General features: G+C 57.3%; 7 protein-coding genes and 3 pseudogenes. 9 read left to right on the forward strand and 1 reads right to left on the reverse strand.

The genetic code is table 11. The features are described 5' to 3' along the window. Nucleotides 1–1,092 precede the first annotated feature (1,092 nt). The 9 genes and pseudogenes from dppA to PFH44_RS20335 all read left to right on the forward strand — a co-directional run. A complete protein-coding gene (dppA, locus tag PFH44_RS20295; protein WP_283825960.1) occupies nt 1,093–2,700 on the forward strand; it encodes a dipeptide ABC transporter periplasmic-binding protein DppA in 1,608 nt (535 codons plus the stop codon). A 106-nt stretch (nt 2,701–2,806) separates the two neighbouring features. Next, complete coding sequence (gene dppB, locus PFH44_RS20300; RefSeq protein WP_041143140.1) at nt 2,807–3,826, forward strand: dipeptide ABC transporter permease DppB; 1,020 nt, start codon at nt 2,807–2,809, stop codon at nt 3,824–3,826. A 9-nt stretch (nt 3,827–3,835) separates the two neighbouring features. After that, nucleotides 3,836–4,738 carry a dipeptide ABC transporter permease DppC gene (dppC, locus tag PFH44_RS20305; RefSeq protein WP_045853916.1) on the forward strand — a complete coding sequence of 301 codons (903 nt, stop codon included), beginning with the start codon at nt 3,836–3,838 and terminating at the stop codon, nt 4,736–4,738. A gap of 10 nt (nt 4,739–4,748) precedes the next feature. Beyond that, nucleotides 4,749–5,732, forward strand: a complete 984-nt coding sequence (dppD, locus tag PFH44_RS20310; protein ID WP_041143138.1) for a dipeptide ABC transporter ATP-binding protein — start codon at nt 4,749–4,751, stop codon at nt 5,730–5,732. Then, complete coding sequence (gene dppF / locus PFH44_RS20315) at nt 5,729–6,742, forward strand: dipeptide ABC transporter ATP-binding subunit DppF (protein ID WP_283825961.1); 1,014 nt, start codon at nt 5,729–5,731, stop codon at nt 6,740–6,742. The genes dppD and dppF overlap by 4 nt, the downstream gene beginning before the upstream one ends. A 487-nt stretch (nt 6,743–7,229) precedes the next feature. Then, nucleotides 7,230–7,802: a cellulose biosynthesis protein BcsO gene (locus PFH44_RS20320; RefSeq protein WP_283825962.1), complete on the forward strand. Its 573-nt coding sequence runs from the start codon at nt 7,230–7,232 to the stop codon at nt 7,800–7,802. A gap of 1 nt (nt 7,803) precedes the next feature. Continuing rightward, nucleotides 7,804–8,596, forward strand: a pseudogene (locus tag PFH44_RS20325) (cellulose synthase operon protein YhjQ/BcsQ). A 19-nt stretch (nt 8,597–8,615) separates the two neighbouring features. Continuing rightward, entirely contained in the window at nt 8,616–10,727 is a 2,112-nt protein-coding gene (bcsA, locus tag PFH44_RS20330; RefSeq protein ID WP_283825963.1) for a UDP-forming cellulose synthase catalytic subunit, read from the forward strand. After that, nucleotides 10,724–10,909 (forward strand): annotated as a pseudogene (locus PFH44_RS20335) (hypothetical protein); the annotation flags it as partial. The gene bcsA and the pseudogene PFH44_RS20335, both read left to right, overlap by 4 nt. Here PFH44_RS20335 and PFH44_RS28130 read toward each other — a convergent pair. After that, a pseudogene (locus PFH44_RS28130) lies at nt 10,897–10,965 on the reverse strand (hypothetical protein); the annotation flags it as partial. The pseudogenes PFH44_RS20335 and PFH44_RS28130 sit on opposite strands and share 13 nt — an antisense overlap.

Genomic DNA, 10,965 nt, shown 5'->3' on the forward strand with positions numbered 1-10,965 from the left:
GGGGAGCCAGGGCCCCGCTGGACGCCTTTTCTTCACAGGGCTCCTGGCATCGTGGAGAGCGGGAGGGGATGAGGGGATAGTTGCTTAACTGAACGGCATGGTGTGTGTTGAATGAGTTTATCCGGAGAGGATGTTTGTCAGCCAGGAGGCGTTCCGTTCACCGGACGTCTGGCAGAACATGCGGCCCCGGCGCCAGGTGACCGGGTTAAGGGGAAGATAACCGTCTTCCCCTTAACAATCCCCGCGGTCCCGCACGGAAATCGGTGCTGCGCACTGCGCTCACCTCCCGGCCTGCAGCCAGCGGTCGGCTCAACTCGACCTGCTCGCCCGTTCCGGGGCTCGCTCCTGTCTCGATTCGCCTCTTGCCGCCATCCCTGGCGGCCAGCCCTTGTCTTGCGGCCTTCGGTTCGCCGATTTCAGCGGGGAGCCAGGGCCCTGCTGGACGTCTTTTCTTCACAGAAGGTTCTGTATCGCGGAGCAATGGAGGGTCGGTACTATGCGCGTTGAGCGGACGTAGCGGGTGCGTGACTCTATCCGACCTGGAAAAAAGGCGCTGATCCCCGTTTCTACCCGCCTGTTTATCGTTTTGTGACATCTTCCATTGTATTTTTTTATATATGAACCGATCTTTTTTCGCGAAGCTTATGGATAACGGCAGCATTTTCCGCTGTGCGTTTTAACGTTCGCGCTATTAATCGCTCACATATTGGTCACATAGTAAGAAATTTTGGCCATTTGCCAGAATTGCTTATCACTACATGTCGAAAGGTATTAAGGCGTTTATGCTGGTTCATTGCCGGTAGCATAAATTTCTCTGCTGAAAATAGCCTCATGGAGTTTTTTTAATCTTTGCCTGCGGTTTCTCACCCCGGATGTAAAACCAGGTTGGCTGTATTGACGTTTCCCCATTCTGTTGACAGATTGTAGGGCATGAGGGGCATTTCATGGAGAATCCGCACTGCAACTCAGTCGTTTTTGTGAAAGGAATCCCCATCTCTCTCAGCGCCCTCGGGCACAACCGACCAGACCGGGTAAAAAATAAATAAAGGTCGGGCGGAAATATGCAAACAACATCACATCTGGAGCAGAATAATGAGTATTTCCTTGAAAAAGTCAGGGATGCTGAAGCTTGGCCTGAGCCTGGTCGCTCTGACCGTTGCCGCAAGCGTACAAGCTAAGACCCTGGTTTACTGTTCTGAAGGTTCGCCGGAAGGCTTTAACCCACAGCTATTCACCTCTGGTACCACCTATGACGCCAGCTCGGTGCCAATCTATAACCGCCTGGTGGAATTCAAAACCGGGACCACGGAAGTTATTCCGGGCCTGGCTGAAAAATGGGACGTGAGCGAGGACGGTAAAACCTATACCTTCCACCTGCGTAAAGGCGTGAAGTGGCAGGATAATAAAGACTTTAAACCGACCCGTGACTTCAATGCCGACGACGTCGTGTTCTCATTCGATCGTCAGAAAAACGCGCAAAACCCGTACCATAAAGTTTCTGGCGGCAGCTATGAATACTTCGAAGGTATGGGCCTGCCGGACCTGATTAGCGAAGTGAAGAAAGTGGACGACAATACCGTCCAGTTCGTGCTGACCCGTCCTGAATCTCCGTTCCTCGCCGACCTGGCGATGGACTTCGCCTCTATTCTGTCAAAAGAGTATGCTGACAACATGCTGAAAGCCGGCTCGCCGGAAAAAGTGGACCTCAACCCAATCGGTACCGGCCCGTTCCAGCTGCTGCAGTATCAGAAAGATTCGCGCATTCTCTACAAAGCGTTCCCGGGCTACTGGGGCACCAAGCCGAAGATCGACCGCCTGGTCTTCTCTATCACGCCTGATGCCTCCGTGCGCTACGCGAAGCTGCAGAAAAATGAGTGCCAGATCATGCCGTACCCGAACCCGGCTGACATCGCGCGCATGAAAGAAGATAAAAGCATTACCCTGCTGGAGCAGCCGGGTCTGAACGTCGGCTACCTCTCGTTCAACACCGAGAAGAAACCGCTGGATAATGTCAAAGTCCGCCAGGCGCTGACCTATGCGGTCAACAAAGAAGCGATCATTAAAGCCGTTTACCAGGGCGCAGGCCAGGCGGCGAAGAACCTGATTCCGCCGACCATGTGGGGCTATAACAACGACGTTAAAGACTACAGCTACGATCCGGAAAAAGCGAAAGCGCTGCTGAAAGAAGCCGGCATGGAAAAAGGCTTCACCATCGACCTGTGGGCAATGCCGGTACAGCGTCCGTACAACCCGAACGCGCGCCGTATGGCTGAGATGATTCAGGCCGACTGGGCTAAAGTTGGCGTCCAGGCCAAGATCGTGACCTACGAGTGGGGCGAATACCTCAAGCGCGCGAAAGCGGGCGAGCATCAGACCGTGATGATGGGCTGGACCGGTGATAACGGGGATCCGGATAACTTCTTCGCGACCCTGTTCAGCTGCGCGGCGGCGAAAGATGGCTCCAACTACTCCCGCTGGTGCTACAAGCCGTTTGAAGACCTGATTCAGCCGGCTCGCGCAACCGACGACCATAACAAGCGTATTGAACTCTACAAACAGGCCCAGGTAGTGATGCACGATCAGGCTCCGGCGCTGATTATCGCTCACTCCACCGTATTTGAGCCGGTGCGTAAAGAAGTCAAAGGCTACGTGGTCGATCCGTTAGGCAAACACCACTTCGAAAACGTCTCAATCGAATAATAAACAGTGTGGTCCCCCTCTCCCTTCCCGGGAGAGGGAATTGACAATTGTGAGCAATGCAGACGTCCTGTCACCAGGCAGAACGTCACTATAGAGAATCCGGGTTATGTTGCAGTTCATCCTCCGACGTTTGGGACTTGTCATCCCGACATTTATCGGTATTACCCTTCTCACCTTTGCCTTTGTGCATATGATCCCCGGTGATCCGGTGATGATTATGGCGGGCGAACGTGGTATTTCCCCTGAACGTCACGCTCAGCTGCTGGCCGAAATGGGCCTCGATAAGCCGATGTGGCAGCAGTATGTCCACTATATCTGGGGCGTGCTGCACGGCGATTTAGGCATCTCGCTGAAAAGCCGTATTCCGGTATGGGAAGAGTTTGTGCCGCGCTTTAAGGCCACGATGGAGCTGGGCGTCTGCGCGATGATTTTCGCCGTCGTCGTCGGTATTCCGGTTGGCGTACTGGCTGCGGTAAAACGCGGTTCTATCTTCGATCACACCTCCGTTGGCCTCGCGCTGACCGGCTACTCCATGCCTATCTTCTGGTGGGGCATGATGCTGATTATGCTGGTCTCGGTGCAGCTTAACCTGACGCCGGTCTCCGGGCGCATCAGCGATACCGTATTCCTTGACGATACCCTGCCGCTGACCGGCTTCATGCTGATCGACACCGCTATCTGGGGCGAGCCGGGCGACTTTATCGATGCCGTGATGCATATGATCCTGCCCGCCGTGGTGCTGGGCACCATTCCGCTGGCGGTGATTGTGCGTATGACCCGCTCGTCGATGCTGGAAGTGCTGGGTGAGGACTATATCCGCACCGCGCGCGCCAAAGGCTTGACCCGGATGCGCGTCATTGTGGTCCACGCGCTGCGTAACGCGATGCTGCCGGTCGTCACGGTCATCGGTCTGCAGGTGGGCACGCTGCTGGCGGGCGCTATTCTGACCGAAACTATCTTCTCCTGGCCCGGCTTAGGGCGCTGGCTCATCGACGCGCTGCAGCGCCGCGATTATCCGGTAGTGCAGGGCGGCGTTCTGCTGGTAGCGACGATGATTATCCTCGTCAACCTGCTGGTCGATCTGCTGTACGGCGTGGTGAACCCGCGTATTCGGCATAGGAAGTAAGGGGCCATCATGTCACAAGTTACTGAAAATAAAGTTGTCGCCGCACCGGTGCCAATGACCCCGCTGCAGGAGTTCTGGCACTATTTCAAACGCAATAAGGGCGCGGTTGTCGGCCTGGTGTACGTGGCGATCATGATTATCATCGCCGTATTTGCCAACTTCATCGCGCCGTATAACCCGGCAGACCAGTTCCGCGACGTGCTGCTGGCGCCGCCGGCCTGGCAGGAAGGCGGGAGCTTCGCGCACCTGCTCGGTACCGACGACGTGGGCCGCGATATCCTGTCTCGCCTGATGTACGGCGCGCGCCTGTCGCTGCTGGTTGGCTGCCTGGTGGTGGTGCTGTCGCTGATCCTCGGCGTGGTGCTTGGCCTGGTGGCGGGCTATTTTGGCGGGGTGGCGGATTCCGTCATCATGCGCATCGTCGACATCATGCTGGCGCTGCCTAGCCTGCTGCTGGCGCTGGTGCTGGTGGCTATCTTCGGCCCGTCGATTGTTAACGCCTCCCTGGCGCTCACCTTTGTCGCCCTGCCGCACTACGTGCGTCTGACCCGCGCGGCGGTGATGGTTGAGGTGAACCGCGACTACGTCACCGCTTCGCGCGTGGCGGGGGCGGGAGCGCTGCGTCAGATGTTCGTCAATATTCTGCCTAACTGCCTGGCGCCGCTGATTGTTCAGGCCTCGCTGGGCTTCTCTAACGCCATTCTCGACATGGCCGCTCTTGGCTTCCTTGGCATGGGTGCGCAGCCGCCGACACCGGAGTGGGGCACCATGCTCTCCGATGTGCTGCAGTTCGCGCAGAGCGCCTGGTGGGTCGTCACCTTCCCGGGTGTCGCGATCCTGCTGACGGTGCTGGCATTTAACCTGATGGGCGACGGTCTGCGTGACGCGCTCGATCCCAAACTGAAGCAGTAAGAGGCTCGAGATGGCGTTATTAAATGTTGATAAATTATCGGTGCACTTCGGCGACGAAGGGACGCCGTTCCGCGCCGTAGATCGCGTAAGCTACAGCGTGAATCAGGGCGAAGTGGTGGGCATTGTCGGTGAATCCGGCTCCGGTAAATCGGTGAGCTCGCTGGCGATTATGGGGCTGATTGATTACCCCGGCCGGGTGATGGCGGACAAGCTGGAGTTTAACGGCCGCGATCTGAAGCGCATCTCCGAGAAAGAGCGCCGCCAGCTGGTGGGCGCCGAAGTGGCGATGATCTTCCAGGACCCGATGACCAGCCTCAACCCGTGCTATACCGTGGGCTACCAGATTATGGAAGCCATCAAGGTGCACCAGGGCGGCAATAAAAAAACGCGCGTTCAGCGGGCGATTGACCTGCTGACGCTGGTGGGGATTCCCGATCCGGCATCGCGCCTCGACGTCTATCCGCACCAGCTCTCCGGCGGGATGAGCCAGCGCGTGATGATTGCGATGGCCATTGCCTGTCGGCCCAAGCTGCTGATTGCCGATGAGCCAACCACCGCGCTGGATGTCACCATCCAGGCACAGATCATCGAGCTGCTGCTGGATCTTCAGCAGAAAGAGAATATGGCGCTGGTCCTGATTACTCACGATCTGGCGCTGGTGGCCGAAGCGGCGCACAAAATTATCGTGATGTACGCCGGTCAGGTTGTGGAAGCCGGCGACGCGAAGGATATCTTCCGCGCGCCGCGCCATCCGTATACCCAGGCGCTGCTGCGCGCGCTGCCGGAGTTTGCCCAGGATAAGGCGCGACTGGCGTCGCTGCCGGGTGTGGTTCCGGGGAAATATGACCGCCCGAACGGCTGCCTGCTCAATCCGCGCTGCCCGTATGCCACGGACCGCTGCCGCAGCGAAGAGCCAGAACTGAACCTGGTGGACCACGGACGTCAGTCCAAATGCCACTTCCCACTCGATGATGCCGGGAGGCCAACCCTATGAGTACCGAACAGGCCACCGCGCAACAGCTGCTGTTGCAGGCCATCGATCTAAAAAAATACTACCCGGTGAAGAAGGGGTTATTTTCCCCTGAAAGGCTGGTTAAGGCGCTGGACGGCGTCTCTTTTACCCTCGAACGCGGCAAAACGCTGGCGGTGGTAGGGGAGTCAGGCTGCGGGAAATCAACCCTCGGCCGCCTGCTGACGATGATTGAAATCCCGACCGGCGGCGAGCTGTACTACCAGGGACAGGATCTGCTGAAGCACGATCCCCAGTCGCAGAGCCTGCGTCGGCAGAAAATCCAGATTGTGTTCCAGAACCCGTACGGTTCGCTGAACCCGCGTAAAAAGGTGGGGCAGATTCTGGAAGAGCCGCTGCAGATCAACACGTCGCTGAGCAAGGCGGAGCGTCGCGAGAAAGCGCTGGCGATGATGGCGAAAGTGGGGCTGAAAACCGAGCACTACGATCGCTATCCGCATATGTTTTCCGGCGGCCAGCGTCAGCGTATTGCTATCGCCCGTGGCTTGATGCTCGACCCGGACGTGGTGATTGCCGATGAGCCGGTCTCCGCGCTGGACGTGTCGGTGCGTGCGCAGGTGCTGAACCTGATGATGGACCTGCAGCAGGATATGGGGCTCTCCTACGTGTTTATTTCCCACGATCTGTCGGTTGTTGAGCACATCGCAGATGAGGTGATGGTGATGTATCTCGGGCGCTGCGTAGAGAAAGGTTCGAAAGAGCAGATCTTTAGCAACCCGCAGCATCCGTACACCCAGGCGCTGCTGTCGGCCACCCCGCGTCTGAATCCGGACGATCGCCGGGAGCGCATTAAGCTGACCGGCGAGCTGCCAAGCCCGCTGAATCCGCCGCCGGGCTGCGCGTTTAACGCCCGCTGCCGCCGTCGCTTCGGGCCGTGCACCCAGCTGCAGCCGCAGCTGAAGGAGTACGGCGGCCAGCTGGTGGCCTGCTTTGCCGTTGACCAGGATGAAAACCAGGAAAAACGCCCCCTGTAGTGACCCCGCTGCTGCCGAAGGACGAATGCTTTCGGCTGCGGCATATTGCTCTGCTTCCCCTTTTTTTTGCGCCGAAAAAGCCGCCCTCTGCTCTTAGAAGAATCAGTCATTCGACTTATATATAGAGATCTATAAAAAGTCTAAAATATATAATGAAGCGTCAATTTAATGATTATTATGCTTATCGTGGAATAAAGTCCGGAATAAAAAACTGGTTATTTTCATTGGTGAGGTGAATGTGATCTGCGCCTTAAGATACCTCCTAAAAAATGGAGCTATCATTTCAGATAAGAACTGATAGGGTAACCGCATAACTATCAGTGTATTAAAGCCGCTCTTACCTATACCCGGATAAAATCTTTCGCATAGCCGATCGTTCTGATCAACTTAACTTTATGAAAAACAATAAAATACACTATGCTCTAGAGGTATAGGGTCCAAATAAAAACAGCCAAAATATAATGAATTTAAAATCATGGGGTTATCTATGAACCATTATGATGATTTGCAGCGCTTCAAGGAAAAGACTCGGACACAAAGTCTTCATTTCAAGGACCTTTCATCACAATCAGCCGCCCGGGAACAGGGAGATTGGGTCATTCTCAATCAGCTTGCGCCTGGAGAAAAAGAGTCCTCGCTGGCAATGGGAGGTTCGGTATCGCTTCCTCTGCCGCAGCAGGTCCCCGCGGATACGTTTCTGTGGGTTGAGCCTGAGCCAGCCCAGGTCGCTCCCGAGCCAGCTCCGCCGATCCTGACGCCAGAGCCGCCTCCCGTGGCCCCTGTCGTCGTGCCGGCTGCCGTTGCACCGTCCCCGGTTGCCCAGGCCGCTGCCCCAGCTGAGCCGGTACCGGCGATCCCCGCTGCCGCGCCGATATCCGCCCCTGCACCGGTTACAGCGCCCGCGCCGGCAATGAGCACGCCGCCGTCCGCTGCGCCTCGTCCGCTGCCAGCCTCGGAAGGCTATGCGCACTTATTTGCGACGAAAGTCGCTGAACCTGCGGCTAAAGATAAAGATCAGCCGCTTAAATCTCTTTTAGAAAGGATTGCGACATGCCGCTGATCTGCGTGTGTTCTCCAAAAGGCGGCGTAGGAAAAACGACCCTCGCAGCAAATCTGGCCTACTCGCTGGCGCGCGCGGGTAGCAAAGTCCTGGCACTGGATTTTGACGTCCAGAATGCGCTGCGCCTGCATTTTGGCGTCCCGCTTAGCGATGAGCGCGGGTACGTGGCGAAGTCGCTCGAGCTGCATGACTGGAGCCAGTGTGTGCTCAGCGCGGGCAGCAATATCTTCGTGCTGCCCTATGGCGACGTCACCGAAAAGCAGCGTCAGGCGTTTGACGAACGGCTCGCCAGCGATCCGCATTTCCTGACGCGCGGGCTGTCGGCGCTGCTCAACTACCCGGGACTGATTATTATCGCCGATCTGCCGCCGGGCCCCTCCCCGGCGCTGACGGCGTTAACGCCGCTGGCGGACCTGCACCTGGTGCCGCTGCTGGCGGACACCGCCTCGATGTCAACGCTATCCCATGTGGAAAAGCAGCGTTTAACCGGCGGTGAGCTGAATCACAAGCTCGGACACTTTTTCGTGATAAACCAGAGCGATACTCGCCGCCAGGTGAGTCGCGACGTGGTTGCGCTAATGGAGGATAAGCTCAGCGACCGCCTGCTGGGCATTATCCACCGTGATGAAAGCGTCGTAGAGGCAAATGCTTCCCAAAAGTCGATTCTCGACTTTAGTTCATCCTCTGCAGCCGCCTTTGATATTGAAATCATTGCAAAAAAAATCTCTGCGCTGTTGGGTATCAATATTGGCGACGGCACGGTGCACAGCCAGCCTCGCATGTCAGGGCTTTAACTTATTGCAGGGCTGCTGAATGAAAAAGTCACTTTTTTGGTTGCTGGTATTGCTGCTGTCGCCGGTTGCCGTACTGGTCGTTATCACGCCGATGGACAGCCAAAAGCAGTATATTTTTGGTCTGCTGAGTATCGGCATTCTGTTCTTAATGGGGTTCAGTAAGAATCGCAGCGTTTCCGTCATTATGGTCGTGACTTCGCTGCTGATGTCGACCCGTTATATGTATTTCCGCCTGACGCAAACTCTGCATTTTAACTCCGGAATCGAAACGATTCTGGGGATGGGGCTGTTTTTGGCGGAAGTCTATATCTGGGTGATGCTGATACTGAACTACCTGCAAACGGTCTGGCCGCTGAAGCGCGAAATCGTCCCGCTGCCGGACGATATGAGCACCTGGCCGACGGTCGATATTTATATCCCCAGCTATAACGAGCCGCTCGAGGTGGTTCGCGATACGGTGCTGGCCGCGCAGTGTATTGATTATCCAGCGGATAAGATGAAAATTTATCTGCTGGACGACGGTAAGCGCAGCGAGTTTGCGGTGTTTGCCGCCGACGTTGGGGTCGGGTATATCACCCGTAACGACAACAAACATGCCAAAGCGGGCAACCTGAACCATGCGATGACCCTGACGCAAGGCGAGCTTATCTGCGTGTTTGACTGCGACCACGTCGCCACCCGCGTCTTCCTGCAGGCCACGGTGGGCGGCTTCCTCAAGGACCCAATGCTGGCGCTGGTGCAGACGCCGCACTACTTCTACTCGCCGGACCCGTTTGAGCGCAACCTCTCCGTTGGGCGCAATATTCCCAATGAAGGGATGCTGTTTTATGGCCCAATCCAGCAGGGCAACGACAACTGGAACGCGACCTTCTTCTGCGGCTCCTGCGCCGTTATTCGCCGTAAAGCGCTGGAGCAGATTGGCGGCTTTGCGGTAGAAACCGTCACCGAAGATGCGCACACCGCGCTTAAGTTTCAGCGCCTGGGCTGGAAATCGGCGTTCCTTGATATCCCGCTGGCGGCAGGTTTAGCCACCGAACGCTTGGTGGTGCACGTCATTCAGCGAACCCGCTGGGCGCGCGGGATGACGCAAATCTTCCGCCTCGATAACCCGCTCTTTGGCCGCGGGCTGACCATCCAGCAGCGTCTGTGCTATCTCAGCGCCATGCTGTACTACCAGTTTGCGCTGCCGCGCGTGGTTTTTGTTACCGCGCCGCTGGCCTACCTGCTGTTTAACCTGAACATTATCTACTCCTCGGCGAGCCTGATCGTCTCGTATGCCCTGCCGCACCTGTTCCTGGCCATCTACGTTGGCTCGAGGATGAACGGCCGCTACCGCTACAGCTTCTGGGGCGAAATTTACGACATCGTTCTGGCATTCCACCTGGTGCTGCCGACGCTGGTGACGATGATTTTCCCCAAACGCGGCAAATTCAACGTGACCGATAAGGGCGGCCTGCTGGACGTCGGCTACTTCGACTTTACCGTGGTCAGGCCGCATCTGGTGGTGGCCTGCCTGCTGGGGGTGGGCGTCGTTGTAGGCCTGGTGCGCGCCATCGGCCATGACTATTTTGGCTCCGATCCCAACGTTATCGCTCTGAACGTCGGGTGGGGGATCTACAGCCTGATCTTCCTGCTGGCGGCGATTGCGGTGGCGCGGGAAACCCGCCAGGTGCGTAAAACGATCCGTATTGATGTCGATATCCCGGTGCTCATGCACTATGCCAGCGGCATTGTCTCCCGCAGCCATACCGCCGACCTGTCGATGGGCGGCTGTCGTATCACCGTGCCTGACGATCGCCACCTGCAGGATAAAATCGAAGAGATTGAGCTGATTTTGCAGTCTGGGGCTATCTCTATTCCGGCCGAGCAGGTCACCGCGGATGCGCGCTTTATTCGCCTCAAGTTTGATGAAAATATCCCGCTCTCCCTGCGCCGCGAGCTGGTGCGCGTGGTGCTGGCCCGCGCCGACGCGTGGATTAATCCGCCGCGTCCGCAGGATAAGCCATTCCGCTCTTTCGCCACTATTCTGCGCTGCGTATTTGAGCTCTTCTGGCTGACCTGGAAAACGCGGCGCGATCGCCGTCGGCAACCTTCTGCTGCGCAGAGCGCGCAGGAGGAGGGGCAGCTATGAAACGATTAACGACCCTTGCGTTGCTGGCGGGGATGCTCTCGGCCCCCGCGCTGCATAGCGAAGAGGCCCCGGCCGAACCCTCGGCTCCGCTGAACTTCCCGCTGCCGGACGCGGCGACCGATAGCGCGCCTGATGAAGGCGCGGCGCCGACGCCGGCAGAAGCCGAATCGACGCCGGCGACAAAGCGGTTCGGGAAGTTTTTCAGCAGGTCGTCAATGGCCTGCTCCGCCTGATACAG

Origin of the sequence: Klebsiella sp. Ech2A (assembly GCF_030078455.1) — a bacterium.
Taxonomy (GTDB): Bacteria; Pseudomonadota; Gammaproteobacteria; order Enterobacterales; family Enterobacteriaceae; genus Klebsiella; species Klebsiella terrigena.